The sequence below is a fragment of the Minwuia sp. genome, from assembly GCF_048007105.1.
Taxonomy (GTDB): Bacteria; Pseudomonadota; Alphaproteobacteria; order Minwuiales; family Minwuiaceae; genus Minwuia.
Genome location: NZ_CP180352.1, coordinates 2024080 through 2039954 on the forward strand (window position 1 = coordinate 2024080; position 15875 = coordinate 2039954).

Below are 15875 nucleotides of genomic sequence, written 5' to 3' on the forward strand. Positions count from 1 at the left end.
GTTGCGACTTCGCCTGTTAGTCGAACAGCCCGGCCTCGCGCGCGTCCTTGAGCTTTCTCTGGGTCTCGGCCTCCTGAGCGGCCCGGAAATCTGCGGCTGCGCGTTCCCTGTGTTCGCGGCGTCGGCGACGCAAGGTGCGCGTCAGCAGGAAACCGGTCAGGCCGCCAGCCAGCAGGCTTGCCAGCGCCACCACCCCGGTCGGCAGGGGCGCATAGTCGATGGTGGCAAAAACTGCCAGGGCGATCAGCCAGATCAGGACTGTTGCGGCGATCCCCGGGAAGGTCACGCTGGTGTGGGCCGGGTTGTCCTTCTGAAGAAGAAGACCTTCCTCGAGCGAGTTGCCGAACACTACCGGCTCCCGCCGTCGATTTTCAGGATCGCGCCGGTCGTGTAGCCGGCATGGTCCGACGCGAGATAGAGCGCCGCGGCAGTGACCTCGTCGGGCGCGCCGCCGCGTCTCATGGCGATGGCCTCGTCGGCGCGCTTCTGGAAGGCGTCCATGTCCCAGGCCTTGGAGATGTCGGTCAGGAAGGGTCCCGGCATGATGCCGTTCACCCGCACGTTCGGCCCGTAGGCGTCGGCCAGCGCCTCGGTCATGGCGTTCAGCCCGGCCTTGGCGGCGGCGTAGGTGATGACGTTCTTCCGGGGCCGGATCGCGGCGACCGACGAGACGTTGATGATCGAGCCGCCGTCGCCCTCCATCATCCGCTCACCGATCACCGTCGAGAGCCGGAACGGCCCCTTCAGGTTCAGGTCGAGGACCTTGTCGTAGAGCATCTCGTCGATGTCGGTGGGCTTGTCGTAGATCGGCGACATGCCGGCATTGTTGATCAGCACGTCGACCCGGCCGAAGGCGTGATAGGCGGCCTCGATCAGCTTGTCGCACTGGTCCCATTGCGCGACATGCGCGCCGACGGGCAGGGCGCGGCGGCCCATGGCCTCGATCTCGGCGGCCACGGCCTCGCAGTTGGGCATCTTGCGGCTGGCGATGATCAGGTCGGCGCCGGCCTCGGCGAAGCCCAGCGCCATCTCGCGCCCCAGCCCCCGGCTGCCGCCGGTGATCAGGACGACCTTGCCGGTCATGTCGATGATGTGTTTGGCGGTCATGTTGGTTCCTTCGCACGCCTCTGAAAAAGCCATGAGCTCTGCATGCCCCATCGGATAAAAAACAGGTAGATGACTTGAACGGGATAGGCGATGACGAGCACCATTCCACTGCCGACCATAGGTACGATTGTCAGAAGCGTGAATACGGCCGGGAAAACGATGACAAACCATTCATCTTTCAACAATGACAGACGATTCGTCTCCTCAGTGCCAGAAATGGCGAAAGACTGCAGTATGGCATAGATAAACCCGATGGGGCCAATCAGCGGCAAAGCCGTCAAGGCGAGAATAGAGCTGCTGCAAAAGAAGCCCGGATGGCCTTCCTTGAGCGAACAATGCCCGAGGAGTTCAGCCTCCTCGACGACGACTACATACAATCCCAACAGCAACGGCGGGCCGATCCCGAACAATAACGCCCGAACCAAGCTGCCGGGTTTCCGCCAGCGTCGTAGTGTTCCTGTGAGCAATTGCACTCGGATTTCCTGGCGATCGCTGGAAAGTTTCTGCTTCTGTGATTCCTAGAACCCGATATGCGACCCGCCGTCGATGGTCAGGTGCTGGCCGGTGATGTAGCTGGCGCCGTCGCCGAGAAGGAAGCAGACGGGCACGGCGACCTCCTCGGGTGTCGAGAAGCGCTGCAGCGGGATCGTCGCCATGTACTGGTCGCGGAACTTCTCGCCGCGGATGGTCTCGGTCATCGGCGTCTCGACCAGGCCGAAGGCGACCGAGTTGACGTTGATGTCGTGGCGGCCCCATTCGCGCGCCGCGCTCATCGTCAGGCCGAGCACGCCGGACTTGGCCGCGCCGTAGTTGATCTGGCCGATGGTGCCGCGCCGCCCGGCGATGGAGCTGACATTGACGATCCGGCCCGGCTCGGTGTCGCCGTCCTTGCGGCGGTCGATGATGTGGCGGCCGACGGCCTGCAGGCAGAGATAGACGCCGGTCAGGTTGACGTCGATGACCTCCTGCCAGGTCTGCAGCGACATCTTGTGGATCATCGCCGCGCGGACGATGCCGGCATTGTTGACCGCGCCATGGATCGCGCCGGCCTGCTTGACGCTGTCGGTGACCATCTGCTCGACGAAGCCGGCATCGGCGACAGAGCCGACATGGATGATGGTGTCGTCGCGGCCGAGCAGGCCCGCGGTCTCCTCCAGCCCCTCGGCGTTCATGTCGTTGATGACCAGCCGCGCGCCGAGCGACGCCGCCTGCTGCGCCACTGCTCGGCCGATACCCTGCGCCGCGCCGGTGACCAGGATCACGCGCCCGTCGAGCGCCATCGGATTGCTCATGACTTTTCCTCCCCGTCAGTCAGACGGGCAGGATAGGCGGTCAGCCGGTTCGGTGAAATGCGTTCTCTTGCGAGGCAGCCATACACCACCCCGTCCCGGGACCTGATCCCGAGGCCCATCAGGCATTGCCGGAATGCGGCGCCACCTCAGCACTGGGCAGCGGGATCAAGTCCCGCTGCGGGCGTCATGGTCTCAGCTCGCCGTGCCGCGGATCGGGTAGTCCTTGGTCTGGATGTGGCGGATGCCGCGCAGGATGCCGTCCAGCGGCGGGCGGGCGAAGGGCGCGTTGGAGATGTCGACGATCTGTACCTCGCCCTTCGGGTTGGTCACGAACAGGCCGGGTTCGGGGAAGCGGTGGTCGGTCTCGTTGGGGCGCGGCTCGGAGATGTAGAGGCCGAGTTCCTTCATGCGGGCCTCGTCCAGACCGTAGCCGACCGAGACGTCGACACCGATCTCGTCCATCGTCGCCACCGCCTGGTCCTCGCTGTCGGCGGACATGGCGATCAGTTCGACGCCCAGCTCGTCCAGTTCCGCCTTCAGATCCGGCACACCGGTGAGATAGCGCTTGCAGAGTGGGCAGTGCTTGCCGCGGTAGACGACGGCAAGCTGCCACTTGCCTTCGCCGCCGACCCTGATCGTGCCGCCGCCGACTTTCGGAAGTTCGAACTCGGGCATGCGGTCGCCGGGGGTGAACTTGTTGCTCATGGGGGTCTCCTCTTCTCAGGGCAGCATTGGTGCTGCCCTGAGAAGTGGATGACTGCAGTCTGCGGTCAAGCGGCCAGGCCGCTGTCCTCGATCCGCGGACGCTCTGCCGCGTCGCGGGCCCGGCGCAGGACGCCGTCCGTCAGCTTCTGCAAGGCCTTGTGCTCGATCTGGCGGACGCGCTCCTTGGTGACGCCCAGCTGTTCGCCGAGTTCCTCGAGCGTCACTTTCTCGTCATTGAGCTTCCGCTCGGTGACGATCAGGCGTTCGCGGTCGGTCAGATCGGCCAGCGCCGCCTTCAGCCAGCGGCCGCGGGTACTGCCGTCGCGGTAGGAGATGGTGACCTCCTCCGGGCTCGGCCCGTCATCGACCATGAAGTCGCCCCACTCGTCGGAGCTGTCCTCGCCGGCCGGCGCGTTCATCGACTGGTCGCGGGACGACAGCCGGTCCGACATGGCGGTGACCTCGCGCTCCGAGACCTTCAGCCGCTCCGAGATCTGCCCGCGGGCATCGTCGGACAGCTGGGTCGCCCCGGCGCCGTCGATCTGCGCACGCAGCCGGCGCAGGTTGAAGAACAGGGCCTTCTGCGAGGCGCTGGTGCCCGAGCGCACGATGGACCAGTTGCGCAGGACGAATTCCTGCATCGAGGACCGGATCCACCAGGTCGCGTAGGTCGAGAAACGGACGCCCCGTTCCGGCTCGAACCGGGCGGCCGCCTGCATCAGGCCGACGCAGCCCTCCTGCACCAGATCGGCGCGCGCCAGACCGTAGGCGCGGAATTTCGAGGCTGTCGACACCACCAGGCGCATGTAGGCCTGCACCAACTCGTGCAGGGCGCGCTCGTCGCCGTCATCGCGCCAGCGGAAGGCGAGATCCTGCTCGTGCTCCTGGGACAGCAGCGGCATCGACATGGCGGTCGAGATGAAGCGCTGCTCGTTGCGTGCGGAATGAATGCTGTCGTCGTGTATCATAGCCGTCGCCTCTTCGCCCGCCCGGACCGGCAGTATGGTCGGTCCTCGCACCGGCGGGGCCCTGTCTGCCGAATGCACGCTCTACGCAGCAGACTGGACATTTGGTTTCGCCTCGATACGTTATGGAGATGGATAAAGAGCCACAAGCTAGAAATTTCGAGTCGAAACCATACGAAAATTTGGTTGAAGGCTCGGTCGACGGCGGCATGACCGGCGCGCCGACGCGCGTGGCCGAACTGATCGACCGTCTGGGGCGCATGACGCGCGAACTTCAGTATGTTGACGGGCTCAATCCGGCGCAGTGGGAAGCGCTCCGTTTCCTCAGCCGCGCCAACAAGTACTCGCGCACGCCCGGCGCCGTCGCGCAGTTCCTGAACGCGACCAAGGGCACCGTCTCCCAGACCATTTCGGCGCTGGAAAACAAGGGCCTCGTCAGCCGCACGCCCAGCGACCGCGACAAGCGTGTCTGCCTGCTGGACCTGACGGCCAAGGGCGAGACGCTGATCCTCCGCGATCCGGTGAAACGCATCGAACAGGCCGTCGGCGGCATGGAGGCGGCGACCGGCGCCGCCATGGTGCAGGGTCTGAGCCGTCTGCTCACCGCACTGCAGACCGGCAAGGACGCGCCGCTGTTCGGCGTCTGCGCCGCCTGCTGCCAGCACATTTCGCCCGGCCAGGGCTGCGGCAGCGCCGATACCGCACGCTGCGGCGTGACCGGCGAACCGCTGAGCGCCGAGGACAGCCGCCGCATCTGCGTGAACTACTCGGAAGACTGATTGTCCTCACCCCGTCCGGCCGGGGTGAACAAAGCCGGAAACTCCCCTACATTGATGCGATGGACACGACCGCCGCCATCGTCCGTTCCGAAGGCCTGCCGCAGGGCTTCGTCGACTGGTTCGACAGCCGCGGCTGGCGCGCGCGGCCGCATCAGCTGCAGATGCTGGAACTGGCGCGGGCGAAGCGGAATGCGCTGCTGATCGCGCCGACCGGCGGCGGCAAGACGCTGGCCGGCTTCCTGCCCAGTCTCGTCGATCTGGCGGAGAACCCGCGCGGCGGGCTGCACACGCTCTACATCTCGCCGCTGAAAGCGCTGACCTACGACATCGCGCGCAATCTGGAAGCGCCGGTATCGGAGATGGGGCTGGATCTGACGCTGGAGACACGGACCGGCGACACGCCGCAGTCCAAGCGCGCCCGGCAGCGGCACACCCCGCCCAACATCCTGATGACCACGCCGGAACAGCTTGCGCTGATGCTGGCATCGCGGGACACGCTGAAGATCTTCGAGCGGCTGCATACGCTGATCGTGGACGAGTTGCATGCCTTCGCGGATTCGAAGCGCGGCGACCTGCTGGCGCTGGGGCTGGCGCGGCTGGCGGCGATTGCGCCCGATCACCGGCGCGTCGGTCTGTCGGCGACGGTGGCCGATCCCGAACGGCTGTCGCGCTTCATCGGTTTGGCGGGCACCGAGGCCGCCATCGTCCGCGGGGCGCCGGGGCCGAAACCGCAGGTGGACATCCTGCGCGCCGAAGGCCGCATCCCCTGGTCGGGGCATTCGGCGCGGCACGCGATCCCCGAACTCTACGACACGATCCGCCGTTCGAAGATCGTGCTGATCTTCGTCAACACCCGCAGCCAGGCCGAGATCATCTTCCAGGAACTCTGGCGCGTGAACGACGACGCCCTGCCCATCGCCCTGCATCACGGCAGCCTGGATGTCGAACGCCGCCGCAAGGTCGAGACCGCGATGGCGAAGGGCGGGCTGCGCGCCGTTGTCTGCACCTCGACGCTGGATCTCGGCATCGACTGGGGCGACGTGGACCTTGTCGTCCAGATCGGCGCGCCGAAGGGCGCGGCGCGAACCATGCAGCGGATCGGGCGCGCCAATCACCGCCTCGACGACCCCAGCCGGGCCATGTTCGCGCCGGCCAACCGCTTCGAGGAGATGGAGTGTCTCGCCGCTCTGGAAGCGCTGGATCTGGGTGAGGTGGACGGTCCGCTACGGCGCTCCGGCGGCCTGGACGTGCTGGCCCAACACGTGTTGGGCATCGCCTGCGGGGCGCCCTTCGACGCCGACGAGGTCTATCAGGAGGTGGCGCGGACCGAGCCCTATGGCGATCTGGACCGGGAAACCTTCGACCGCGTTGTCGATTTCGTCGCCACCGGCGGCTACGCGCTGAAGCGCTATGAGCGCTACAACCGCATGAAGCGCACCGTCGAAGGGCGCTGGCGGGTCGCCAATCCGAAGATCGCGCAGCAATACCGGCTCAACGTCGGCACCATCGTCGAGGCGCCGATGCTGAAGGTCCGGCTGCGCGGCGGGCGGCAACTGGGCGAGGTCGAGGAGTTCTTCATCGAGCAGCTCAGCCCCGGCGACACCTTCATCTTCGCCGGCGAGGTGCTGCGCTTCCAGTCGGTGCAGGAGACCACGGCCTATGTCGTCCGCGCACCGGGCGAGGAGGCCAGCGTGCCGAGCTACATGGGCGGCAAGTTCCCGCTCTCGACCTTCCTCGCCGCAAAGGTGCGCCGCATCCTGGCCGAGCCGGAAAAACATCCGGGCCTCTCAGATCAGACCCGCGAATGGCTGCGCATCCAGAAGTGGCGGTCGATCCTGCCGAAGCCGGATGAGCTGCTGGTGGAAATCTTCCCGCGCGGTTCGAAATTCTACATGGTCGCCTATCCCTTCGAGGGGCGGCTGGCGCATCAGACCCTGGGCATGCTGCTGACCCGGCGGATGGAGCGGGCCGGCTTGCGGCCGCTCGGCTTCGTCGCCTCCGACTACGCCATGGCGGTCTGGTCGCTGCGTCCTGTGAAGGATGTCGACGGGCTCTTCCACCGCGACATGCTGGGCGACGATCTGGAAGACTGGCTGGACCAGTCGATCCTGATGAAGCGGACCTTCCGCAACGTCGCCACCATCGCCGGCCTGATCGAGCGGCGGTTTCCGGGACAGGAGAAGTCCGGGCGGCAGATGACGATTTCCTCGGACCTGATCTACGACGTGCTCCGCGAGCACGAGCCGGATCACGTGCTGCTGCAGGCGACCTGGGCGGACGCGGCGACCGGGCTGCTCGACGTGCGGCGGCTGGCCGACATGCTGGTCCGGGTCGCGGGCCACATCACGGTGAAGCGGCTCGACCGGGTCTCGCCACTCGCCGTGCCGGTGATGCTGGAGATCGGCAAGGAGCCGGTCTACGGCGCGGCGATGGAGGACCTCGTCGCCGAAGTGGCGGACGATCTCATCGCCGAGGCGACGTCGCTGCTGTGAGCAATGTGATGTACGACGGCGATGTATTGTCTTGGCCGTCACCCCGGCCTTGAGCCGGGGTCCGGGTTGTGACTCGAATTAAAACGTCGACGTTCGTCTTTGAACGCCGTCCCGGATCCCGGCTCGAGGGCCGGGATGACGGTTGAGCGAATGTCTGAAGCGGTCAGGCCGGCTCCTCGATGCCGTTGGCCATGCAGCAGGCGGTGATGGTGTTGGCCAGCAGGCAGGCGATGGTCATAGGCCCGACGCCGCCCGGCACCGGCGTGATGGCCCCGGCGCGTTCGACCGCCTCGTCATAGTCGACATCGCCGACCAGCCGCGTCTTGCCGTCATCCTTCGGGACACGATTGATGCCGACATCGATTACAGTCGCGCCTTCCGCAATCCAGTCGCCCTTCACGAAGTGCGGCCGCCCGACCGCCGCGACGACGATGTCCTGGCGGCGGCAGAGTTCGGGCAGGTCCTTCGTGCGGCTGTGGGCGATGGTCACCGTGCAGCTTTCCTGCAGCAGCAGCATGGCCATGGGCTTGCCGACGATGTTGGAGCGGCCGATGACAATGGCATTCAGGCCCGACAGGTCGCCAAGCCGGTCCTTCAGCATCATCAGGCAGCCCCGCGGCGTGCAGGGCACCAGCGCTGGCAGGCCGACCTGCAACCGTCCGGTGTTGATGACATGGAATCCGTCGACATCCTTGGCCGGATCGATCCGGTCCAGCACGGCGGTCTCGTCGATCTGATCGGGCAGGGGCAACTGCACCAGAATGCCGTGAATGCCGGGATCGGCGTTCAGCCGGTCGACGACCTCCAGCACCTCGGCCTGGGTCGCCGTCGCTTCCATGCGGATCTCGTCGGAGCGCATGCCCGCCTCGACGGTCTGCTTGGCCTTGTTGCGGACATAGACCTGGCTCGCCGGGTCCTCGCCGACCAGCACCACCGCCAGACCGGGGGTAATGCCGTGGTCGCGCTGCAGCGTCTCGACCTGGCGCTTCACCTTCTCCCGCACGGAGGCCGAGAAGGCCTTGCCATCGATTCGCTTGTCGTCGTTCATCGGTCATCCCCTCCGAAGGCTTCGGCAATCAGGCTGTTCAGCGCTGCCGGGTCGCCGGAAATCTGCAATGTCTTGAGACGGGCGGTTTCGCCCTGCACGACCTCGACCGCACCGGAAGCGACGCCGAGACGTTTCGCGATCAGCTTGATGACCGCCTTGTTGGCCTTGCCCTTCTCGGGCGCCGCCGTGACCTTCACCTTCAGGCGGCGCCGGCCGTCGGCGTCCGCGATCCAGCCTTCGATGGCGTCCTGCCGCGCGCCGGGCGCGACTTTCAGGTCGAGGCGTACGAAATCCGTCACATCCTGCCGTAGCCGAGCACGTCGACCAGGATCAGGTTGCGCAGCACGATCAGCAGCACGATCAGGATCACCGGCGAGATGTCGATGCCGCCCAGATCGGGCAGCAGCCGGCGGATCGGCGCCAGCACGGGCTCGGTCACCCGCCAGAGGAAATAGCCGACCTGGCGCACGAAATTGTTCTGCGGGCTGACCACGTTGAAGGCCACCAGCCAGCTCAGGATCGCATTCGCGATCAGAATGTAGATGTAGAAGGTGACCGCATAGTCGATCAGCGTCGCGATCGCGTACATGAACCGTTCCCACAAAGCGCCATCATTGCGGGACAGATAGACGCGTGCGCCCGGCGGCGCAAGTCAGGCCGGCGTCGCCTGGGGCAGCTTGGTCTCCCCGCGGGGTTCGAACACGACCTTCACCTTCATGCCGATCCGGACATCGGCCGGTTCGCAGCCGATGACGTTCATCATCATGCGCGGCCCTTCTTCCAGGTCGATCAGCGCGATGACATAGGGCGCGTCGGCGGCGAAGGCCGGGGACGGCGCGCGGTGATTGATGGTGAAGGTGAAGACCTCGCCACGGCCGGACGCGTCGATCAGGTCCAGATCGTGACTGCCGCAGGCGATGCACAGGCTGCGCGGATAGTGCTGGACGGCGCCGCAGGATCCGCATTTCTGGATGGTCAGACGCTCTTGGGCGCAGGCGGCCCAGAAGGCTTCCGAATCGGCGTTCGGGTGCGGTGCTGGTTTGGTATCGCTCATGGTCAGATGCTCCCGGCCCGTTCGATCACGAGAATGCGTGCAGCGCCCCTGGGATGGGCGACATGGGCATCCCCGGCCTCTGCGTGGAAGATGTCGCCGGCGGCAAGCCGGGTCACGCTTTCGGCGTTGTCGCCGTCGCGCGTGTGCATGTCGACCTCGCCATCCATCACGGCGAAGACCTCGGGACCGTCATTGACGTGCCAGACATAGGGCTTGTCGGTCCAGTGCAGGCGCACCGTGGCGTCGTCGATGCGTTCGATGTCCAGCGCGGCCCAGGCTTCCGGCGCTGTGAACTCCGTCGATCGGATCACCCGCATCAGACCTTCTCCAGGATCAGCGAGACATGGGCGGACAGGGTGCCACCGTCGCCATGCACGTAGCAGGTGGCGGCGTCCTTCACCTGCCGTTCGTTGGCCTCGCCCCGCAGTTGCTGCACGCCCTCGACGATATGGAAGGTGCCGCCGGCCGCGCCGGAATGGCCGTAGCTCAGCAGGCCGCCATGGGTGTTGCAGGGCAGGGACCCGCCCAGATCCAGTGCGCCGTCCGCCGCGGCCGGGCCGACCGTGCCCTTCTCGAAGAAGCCTATGGATTCCAGTTCGACGGCCAGGGTGATGGTGAAGCTGTCGTAGATCTCGGCGACATCGATATCGCGCACCGTCATCCCGGCCTCCTTGAAGGCCATGGCCGAGGAATGCTTGCAGCCGAAGCTCTGCAGATCGCGCGGTGCGCCGATCATGTGCTCATGCGTGCCCTTCTGGCCGGCGCCGGAAATGCGGATGCCGCGCGCCTTGTCGGTGGCATCGGCGGAGACCAGGATTCCGGCCGCACCGTCGGAGATCAGCGCGCAGTCGAACAGCCGGAGCGGTTCGGCGATGGGCCGGCTGGCCATGACGTCCTCGACCGTCAGCGGCTTCCTCATCTGCGCCCCGGGATGGCGGCGCGCGTGATTGCGGGTGGTGACGGCGATGTGGGCCATCTGCTCCAGCGTCAGCCCGGTCTCGTGCATGTAGCGCTGCGCCACCAGCCCGTAGGCGGCGGGGATGGTGATGCCGTAGGGCACCTCGTACTGGCCGTGTCCGAAGGCGGCGAGCGCCGCGACCGCCGCGCCGGGCGCCATGCCGGTCAGCCGGTTGTCGCCGGTCAGGCAGAGCACGTTGCGGCAGACGCCGGCCTCGACCAGCGCCTTGGCGGTCATCACCTGCAGCCCGCCCGTGGCGCCCCCCGCCGAGACGCAGGCGGCATAGGCCGGCGCGATGCCGAGATACTCGGCGACCACATGCGCTAGCATCTGGTGGGGTTCGGTGAAGGAATAGGCGCAGAGCAGCCCGTCCACATCCTGCAGTGTCAGCCCGGCGTCCGCGACGGCGCCCTGGGCCACGGTCGCGTGCAGCGACAGGCAGGTTTCCTCCGGCAGCTTGCCGCAGGGCGTCGCGGCGACGCCGGTAATCAGTGCCTTGCTCATCGGCGCGGTCTCCATTCCAGATGCAGTGCGGCGGCGGTGCGGGTCATCAGTTCGTCCCGCCAGGCCGGTTCCTCGACGATGCGGAAACCCTCGAATCGCTTCAGCAGTCCTTCGAAGGCGGCCCGGCCCTCCAGCCGGGCCAGCGGCGCGCCGAGGCAGAGATGAATGCCGTGACCGAAACCCATGTGCCGGTTGCGCTGGCGCATGGTGTCCAGCCGGCCGGGCAGTTCGAAGCGATCGGGATCGTGATTGGCCGCGAACAGGCTGACGAAGACCTTCTCGTTCTTCGCGACAGGCTGGCCGGCCACTTCGGTGTCTGTCTTGGCGATGCGGACCAGCGTCTGCGCCGCGCCCTCGAAGCGCAGGAACTCCTCCACCGCGTCGGGAATGCCGGACGGGTCGCGGGCCAGCGCCTCCGCCTGCACCGGGTTGCGGGCCAGGGCCATGACGCCGTTGGCGATCAGGTTGGCCGTGGTCTCGTAGCCGGCCCAGACGCACAGCAGGATCGAATGCACGATCTCCTCATGGCTCAGCCTGTCGCCGTCCTCGTCATGGTCGATCAGGTGCTGTGTCAGGTCGGGTCTCGGATTTGAGCGATGGCTTTCGACCAGCCCGTCCAGATAGGCCGTGAAGTCCTGTACGGCCTCGAAGGCGCGGCGCTTGCGGTCGGGCGTCTGGCGGCCGCCCAGCACGAACTTGCCAAGCTGGTCGGCCCAGATCTTCAGCTCCGGAATGTCGTCCTCCGGTATGCCGAACAGGTCGCTGATCACCATGGCCGGCAACGGGTTGGCGAAGGCGTCCTTGAGTTCCACGCGGGACGTGCCCTCAAGGGGGGCGAGCAGCTGGTCGACGCGGGCATGCACCTTCGGCGTCAGCGCGTCCATGTCACGCGGCATGAAGCCGGTACGCATGGCGCGGCGGAGGCGGGTGTGGCCCGGCGGGTCCATGAAGACGATCCAGTCGCCCAGCACCTTCGCCAGCGCTTCCAGGCGCGCGCGGCCCTCGCCGGAGGTCCTGTCCAGCGCCGGCCCGAACTTCTCGACCGAGAAATCCGGGCTGCCCAGCACCTGCCGGACGTCCTCGAACCGGGTCGCGAACCAGCCCTTCAGCGACGGATTCCAGTGAAACGGCTGCCGGTCCCTTAGCGCATCGAGCACGGGCTGCGGCAGCGCGATCACCTCCGGATCGGCAAAATCCACGGATTCGGCTGCGAATGGCATGGCCGGTTCCTCCCCGGGTGCAGGATGCGATATGGTACGCACGCGTACAAGTTCCTGGGGAGGATGCAATGACGGACGTCTATGTGCTGGGCGCGGGGATGACCGATTTCGGCCGGTTTCTGGAGAAGTCGGTCAAGGACCTGACGCGCGAGGCAGTAACCGATGCGCTTTCGGATGCGGGTCTGGCGGTCCCGGACGTGGAAGCCGCCTGGTTTTCCAACACCACCCAGGGTGTGCTGGAAGGGCAGTATCTGGTGCCCGGCGAGTTTGCACTGCGCGACATGGGCTTCGAGGGAATCCCTATGGCCAATGTCGAGAATGCCTGCGCCAGCGCCTCGACCGCCTTCAACGCCGCCTTCACGGCGATCAAGGCCGGCATGTGCGACATCGCCCTCGCGGTCGGCGCGGACAAGATGTACCACGCCGACAAGGCGCGCAGCTTCGAGATCTTCGATGGCGCGGTCGACGTCCATGACCGGGAAGCCACCTTTGCCCGGTTGAACGCGCTGGGCGAGGGCGTGGAGAACTCCTGCGGACGCCGTGATTCCGAACAGCCAGCGCAGCCCCTTCATGGATGTCTACGCCAGCTGGGCGAAGTTCCACATGAAGACCTTCGGCACCACCCAGGAGCACCTGGCCCATGTCGCCTCGAAAAACCACTTCCACTCGACCCTGAACCCGAAGTCGCAATACCGCGACGACATAAGCGTCGAGCAGGTGCTCGGCGCGCGGCTGATTTCCTGGCCGCTGACGCTGCCCATGTGCTCGCCGATCTCGGACGGCGCCGCGGCGGCGATCCTCGTCTCGGAGAAGAAGGCCCGCGAACTCGGCCTCGACCGCGCCGTGCGCGTCGCCGCCTCGGTGATGGGCACCTCGGTCAACCGCGAACCGGACGATGTCGAGAACCACATCACCCGCCGCGCGGCGAAGAAGGCCTACGACATGGCCGGCTTCGGCCCGGACGCGGTGGATGTCGCCGAGGTGCACGACGCCACGGCGATGGGCGAGATCCAGCAGGTGGAGAATCTGGGGCTGGTGCCCTTCGGCGAGAGCGGTCCGGCGGCGATGCGCGGCGAGACCCGGCTGGGCGGCCGGGTGCCGGTCAATCCGTCCGGCGGCCTCGAATCCAAGGGCCATCCCATCGGAGCGACGGGTCTGGGGCAGATCTACGAACTGGTGACCCAGCTCCGCGGCGAGGCCGGCGCACGGCAGGTCGAGGGCGCGCGCCACGCCGTGGCCGAGAACGGCGGCGGCGTCTACCGCTTCGAGGAAGCCACCTGCGCCATCACCGTGCTGGCCGCGCCCGGCGACTGAGTCCGCCCGGCGTCAGCGCCGCAGGAATTCGCCATCGGTCACGACCCGCAACGGTAGCAGGTCGCTGTCGGTGGTGATGATCAGGCTCGGATCGACCCGGATGCCGACGCCGGCGAAGGCGCCGTCAACTGTGAAGGCCTGAAGCTGGGCGTTGCGGCCCTCGACCTGGGGCAGGCGGAACAGTTCCTGATAGATCGTGTCGCGTTCCTCGAAGCGGCCATCCGTCGCCGCGACCAGATCTTCCTTGCGGTTGTAGAGCGAGACGTTGGCGCCGCAGCGGCCGACGATCGGCTTTGCCGCATAGCCGCTGGCGCGCAGTTCGTCGGTCAGTTCATAACCTGTGTTGAGCAGGAAGCGGCTGCTCGGGAACATCTCTCGGACAATGGGCAGGATGGCCTTGTTGCTGGTCACCAGCGCCCAGAGCGGCTCGAAGACCATCACGTCCTCGCGCAACAGCACGTCGACCAGACGCGGCGGCTGGGTCGCGCGGTCGATGGTCCGGTGCAGGCGCAGGTTCTCCTCGTCCTCGGCCAGATCCTCGCGGATCTCGTCCAGCGCGGTCTCCCAGGCCCAGGTCTTCCAGACCCAGCGGATCGGCGTACCTTCGGCGTCGAGAACCTCGCCGTCCTCACCCCATTGCAGCCCGTCCAGACCCTGGATCATGTGCGTCCGGATGCCGGCCTTCTCGATGGCCTCGCGCATGTAGAGGGCGTGGTAGGTCTCCTCCAGATCGTCGTCGAGCATGATGTGGAGCACGCCGTCGATCTCGGTCTCGGTCCAGGCATCGACCAGCGCATCGTGCAGGCCCGCGGCCGGATCGCGGCCGGCATTGCAGCCGAACGCTTCGGCCCAGCGGCCCAGCAGAAATCCCGCCTCCATGTAGCAGGACGCGGAATCGGCGTTGTATTCGTAGAGCTTCAGCCCGTCGGGCCGCATCGAGAAGTCCATCCGCCCGGTGATCATCTCGTTGCGCCGGTTGTTCCATGACCTGCGGATACGAGGCCAGAGCGCGGGCGGCAGGTTGAAACGCGCCAGCAGCGCATCGTCCTTCATCACCTGATTGGTGGCGTGCATGAACATGCGGTGCAATTCGTTGGTCGCGCGGCGGATCTCGCGGAGGGCAGTGGCGCTGACCGTGTAGTAGGCGCTCATGTCTGCCGGGTCCTTCGAGAGGTTCTCGCCCTTCATCAGCTCGATGTAGTTCGCCTGGATCGGGTCCTCCGGGTCCAGCCACGACGCTTTCGCCGCCGGCGCAGGGGCCAGCGCGTGCCGGTGTATCTCGAACAGCGCCGGATTGTCGTCCAGTTCCACCTCGGCATGGGTGGGGTCGCCGGTCTGGATGACCCAGCCGATGATCTCGCCGTCGTCATAGGTGCAGTCGACCGTGTAGCCGCCGTCCCGCTTCCGCATCGGCAGTTCGCGCGACCAGGGCCGGCCGTCGGGCCAGACAGCATCCTCGACATTCTGCTCGACCACGCGGACATGATCGGCGCCCACTTCGGTGACGACGGCGACATGGCCGGTCACCTCGAACTCGCCGCCCTCGTTCCAGATCATCAGCGCACCGGGTTCGGGCGGGCGTTTCGCGCCGTTGCGGAAGGAATGCAGCGGCAGCCGTTCGCCGGTCGCCGGCCTCACCACCTCGCGGATGCGGAAGATGTCGTAGGCCATGGCGACGTCCTCGAAGACATAGCCGTGGTTGGCGTACATCCAGCGCCGCGCCAGCTCCACGCATTGCCACTTGTAGCCCATGTAGACGCCGTCGATGGTGCTGTGGAACCAGTCTCGCGCCGGCATGTCTTCGTCGGCGATGCTGTCATAGTTGGACGAACGAACGGCGACGCCGCCCGGGGCCTCGCCCAGTACGGTGCCGAAATCCGCCGGATGGGCGGCATGATGGTTCTTCACTGTCGGATCTCTCGAAAACCTTCCGGCAGCGGAAGGCCAGTGATGCTGACATGTCGTCGTTTTTCGCGGCTTGTCAACGCCGCCTGAACGGTCGTTTTGGTCTAGTCGGCCATGAACGGCGCGGCGGCGGCTCGCACGTCGTCGGGGACTACCGCCGAGCGGCGTGCCGCCAGGTCGAACATCACGCATTTGAACCGGGTCTCGAAGGCGAGTGCGTTGTCCTCGCAGCGGTAGAGACGGTGGCGGAAGGTGATGGTCTTCTCGCCCAGTTCGAGGATTTCCGTCTCCAGCCGGATGGCGTCGCCGGCGGCGAGTTCGGCGCGGAAATCGCTGTTTGCGTTGACCACCGCGAAGGAGAGCCGGCGGCCGCTTCGCATGTCACGCGCGGTCAGGCCCATCTCCGACTGGATCGCCAGCACGCCGTCCGAGCAGGCCGCGAAATAGCGCGAGACATTCATGTGACCGAGGAAATCGCAGTCGGACGGATCCACAATGGTCCGTGCGGTGATCATGGCCGCCATAGTCGTCC

The 15875-nt window shown here is 66.5% G+C and carries 18 protein-coding genes and 1 pseudogene; 4 read left to right on the forward strand and 15 right to left on the reverse strand.

Translation table 11 applies throughout. The features are described from left to right. Positions 1 to 16: 16 nt before the first annotated feature. The 6 genes from ACMVY4_RS09795 to ACMVY4_RS09820 form a co-directional block, all read right to left on the reverse strand. Positions 17 to 349 (reverse strand): hypothetical protein, encoded by a 333-nt coding sequence (locus ACMVY4_RS09795; protein ID WP_416899965.1) that lies wholly within the window; start codon positions 347 to 349, stop codon positions 17 to 19. Continuing rightward, positions 349 to 1107 (reverse strand): SDR family NAD(P)-dependent oxidoreductase, encoded by a 759-nt coding sequence (locus ACMVY4_RS09800; protein WP_416899966.1) that lies wholly within the window; start codon positions 1105 to 1107, stop codon positions 349 to 351. The genes ACMVY4_RS09795 and ACMVY4_RS09800 overlap by 1 nt, the downstream gene beginning before the upstream one ends. Next, the gene (locus tag ACMVY4_RS09805; RefSeq protein ID WP_416899967.1) at positions 1104 to 1580 is read right to left on the reverse strand and encodes a hypothetical protein; all 477 of its coding nucleotides are present in this window, start codon (positions 1578 to 1580) and stop codon (positions 1104 to 1106) included. Before ACMVY4_RS09805 ends, ACMVY4_RS09800 begins: the two co-directional genes overlap by 4 nt. A gap of 45 nt (positions 1581 to 1625) precedes the next feature. Next, complete coding sequence (locus ACMVY4_RS09810) at positions 1626 to 2399, reverse strand: SDR family NAD(P)-dependent oxidoreductase (RefSeq protein ID WP_416899968.1); 774 nt, start codon at positions 2397 to 2399, stop codon at positions 1626 to 1628. A gap of 192 nt (positions 2400 to 2591) precedes the next feature. After that, a complete protein-coding gene (locus ACMVY4_RS09815) occupies positions 2592 to 3104 on the reverse strand; it encodes a peroxiredoxin-like family protein (RefSeq protein ID WP_416899969.1) in 513 nt (170 codons plus the stop codon). A gap of 65 nt (positions 3105 to 3169) precedes the next feature. Further along, positions 3170 to 4072, reverse strand: a complete 903-nt coding sequence (locus ACMVY4_RS09820; RefSeq protein ID WP_416899970.1) for an RNA polymerase factor sigma-32 — start codon at positions 4070 to 4072, stop codon at positions 3170 to 3172. A gap of 206 nt (positions 4073 to 4278) precedes the next feature. Between ACMVY4_RS09820 and ACMVY4_RS09825 the strand changes: the two genes are divergently transcribed. Further along, entirely contained in the window at positions 4279 to 4848 is a 570-nt protein-coding gene (locus ACMVY4_RS09825) for a MarR family winged helix-turn-helix transcriptional regulator (protein ID WP_416899971.1), read from the forward strand. A 59-nt stretch (positions 4849 to 4907) separates the two neighbouring features. Beyond that, positions 4908 to 7340, forward strand: a complete 2433-nt coding sequence (locus tag ACMVY4_RS09830; RefSeq protein ID WP_416899972.1) for a ligase-associated DNA damage response DEXH box helicase — start codon at positions 4908 to 4910, stop codon at positions 7338 to 7340. 163 nt (positions 7341 to 7503) lie between these two features. Here the strand turns inward: ACMVY4_RS09830 and folD are convergent, their stop codons facing one another. From folD to ACMVY4_RS09865, 7 genes are all read right to left on the reverse strand, one after another. Beyond that, positions 7504 to 8388 carry a bifunctional methylenetetrahydrofolate dehydrogenase/methenyltetrahydrofolate cyclohydrolase FolD gene (gene folD, locus ACMVY4_RS09835; protein ID WP_416899973.1) on the reverse strand — a complete coding sequence of 295 codons (885 nt, stop codon included), beginning with the start codon at positions 8386 to 8388 and terminating at the stop codon, positions 7504 to 7506. Beyond that, on the reverse strand, positions 8385 to 8687 hold the full coding sequence (locus ACMVY4_RS09840) for a DUF167 domain-containing protein (RefSeq protein WP_416899974.1): 303 nt from the start codon (positions 8685 to 8687) through the stop codon (positions 8385 to 8387). The genes folD and ACMVY4_RS09840 overlap by 4 nt, the downstream gene beginning before the upstream one ends. Further along, positions 8684 to 8977 carry a YggT family protein gene (locus ACMVY4_RS09845; RefSeq protein ID WP_416899975.1) on the reverse strand — a complete coding sequence of 98 codons (294 nt, stop codon included), beginning with the start codon at positions 8975 to 8977 and terminating at the stop codon, positions 8684 to 8686. The genes ACMVY4_RS09840 and ACMVY4_RS09845 overlap by 4 nt, the downstream gene beginning before the upstream one ends. A gap of 63 nt (positions 8978 to 9040) precedes the next feature. Continuing rightward, positions 9041 to 9442, reverse strand: coding sequence for a Zn-ribbon domain-containing OB-fold protein (locus ACMVY4_RS09850; RefSeq protein ID WP_416899976.1), 402 nt, complete (start codon positions 9440 to 9442; stop codon positions 9041 to 9043). A gap of 2 nt (positions 9443 to 9444) precedes the next feature. Next, entirely contained in the window at positions 9445 to 9759 is a 315-nt protein-coding gene (locus ACMVY4_RS09855; protein ID WP_416899977.1) for a cupin domain-containing protein, read from the reverse strand. Then, positions 9759 to 10904, reverse strand: a complete 1146-nt coding sequence (locus tag ACMVY4_RS09860) for a thiolase family protein (protein WP_416899978.1) — start codon at positions 10902 to 10904, stop codon at positions 9759 to 9761. The genes ACMVY4_RS09855 and ACMVY4_RS09860 overlap by 1 nt, the downstream gene beginning before the upstream one ends. Beyond that, the gene (locus ACMVY4_RS09865) at positions 10901 to 12124 is read right to left on the reverse strand and encodes a cytochrome P450 (protein ID WP_416899979.1); all 1224 of its coding nucleotides are present in this window, start codon (positions 12122 to 12124) and stop codon (positions 10901 to 10903) included. The genes ACMVY4_RS09860 and ACMVY4_RS09865 overlap by 4 nt, the downstream gene beginning before the upstream one ends. Positions 12125 to 12222: 98 nt before the next feature. On the opposite strand from ACMVY4_RS09865, the pseudogene ACMVY4_RS09870 reads away from it, so the two are divergent. Next, positions 12223 to 12555 (forward strand): annotated as a pseudogene (locus ACMVY4_RS09870) (beta-ketoacyl synthase N-terminal-like domain-containing protein); the annotation flags it as partial. Between the two features lie 139 nt (positions 12556 to 12694). Beyond that, positions 12695 to 13438: a thiolase family protein gene (locus ACMVY4_RS09875; protein ID WP_416899980.1), complete on the forward strand. Its 744-nt coding sequence runs from the start codon at positions 12695 to 12697 to the stop codon at positions 13436 to 13438. 12 nt (positions 13439 to 13450) lie between these two features. On the opposite strand, the gene ACMVY4_RS09880 is transcribed toward ACMVY4_RS09875, so the two are convergent. Further along, complete coding sequence (locus ACMVY4_RS09880; protein ID WP_416899981.1) at positions 13451 to 15346, reverse strand: glutathionylspermidine synthase family protein; 1896 nt, start codon at positions 15344 to 15346, stop codon at positions 13451 to 13453. Between the two features lie 101 nt (positions 15347 to 15447). Continuing rightward, positions 15448 to 15867 carry an acyl-CoA thioesterase gene (locus tag ACMVY4_RS09885; RefSeq protein WP_416899982.1) on the reverse strand — a complete coding sequence of 140 codons (420 nt, stop codon included), beginning with the start codon at positions 15865 to 15867 and terminating at the stop codon, positions 15448 to 15450. Between the last annotated feature and the right edge of the window lie 8 nt (positions 15868 to 15875).

Bases quoted from the DNA above. Each gene is read 5' to 3' on its own strand.
- ACMVY4_RS09800 (WP_416899966.1), bottom strand. From the start codon at position 1,107: ATGACCGCCAAACACATCATCGACATGACCGGCAAGGTCGTCCTGATC.
- ACMVY4_RS09810 (WP_416899968.1), bottom strand. From the start codon at position 2,399: ATGAGCAATCCGATGGCGCTCGACGGGCGCGTGATCCTGGTCACCGGC.
- ACMVY4_RS09815 (WP_416899969.1), bottom strand. From the start codon at position 3,104: ATGAGCAACAAGTTCACCCCCGGCGACCGCATGCCCGAGTTCGAACTT.
- ACMVY4_RS09820 (WP_416899970.1), bottom strand. From the start codon at position 4,072: ATGATACACGACGACAGCATTCATTCCGCACGCAACGAGCAGCGCTTC.
- ACMVY4_RS09825 (WP_416899971.1), top strand. From the start codon at position 4,279: ATGACCGGCGCGCCGACGCGCGTGGCCGAACTGATCGACCGTCTGGGG.
- ACMVY4_RS09830 (WP_416899972.1), top strand. From the start codon at position 4,908: ATGGACACGACCGCCGCCATCGTCCGTTCCGAAGGCCTGCCGCAGGGC.
- folD (WP_416899973.1), bottom strand. From the start codon at position 8,388: ATGAACGACGACAAGCGAATCGATGGCAAGGCCTTCTCGGCCTCCGTG.
- ACMVY4_RS09845 (WP_416899975.1), bottom strand. From the start codon at position 8,977: ATGTACGCGATCGCGACGCTGATCGACTATGCGGTCACCTTCTACATC.
- ACMVY4_RS09850 (WP_416899976.1), bottom strand. From the start codon at position 9,442: ATGAGCGATACCAAACCAGCACCGCACCCGAACGCCGATTCGGAAGCC.
- ACMVY4_RS09855 (WP_416899977.1), bottom strand. From the start codon at position 9,759: ATGCGGGTGATCCGATCGACGGAGTTCACAGCGCCGGAAGCCTGGGCC.
- ACMVY4_RS09860 (WP_416899978.1), bottom strand. From the start codon at position 10,904: ATGAGCAAGGCACTGATTACCGGCGTCGCCGCGACGCCCTGCGGCAAG.
- ACMVY4_RS09865 (WP_416899979.1), bottom strand. From the start codon at position 12,124: ATGCCATTCGCAGCCGAATCCGTGGATTTTGCCGATCCGGAGGTGATC.
- ACMVY4_RS09875 (WP_416899980.1), top strand. From the start codon at position 12,695: ATGGATGTCTACGCCAGCTGGGCGAAGTTCCACATGAAGACCTTCGGC.
- ACMVY4_RS09885 (WP_416899982.1), bottom strand. From the start codon at position 15,867: ATGGCGGCCATGATCACCGCACGGACCATTGTGGATCCGTCCGACTGC.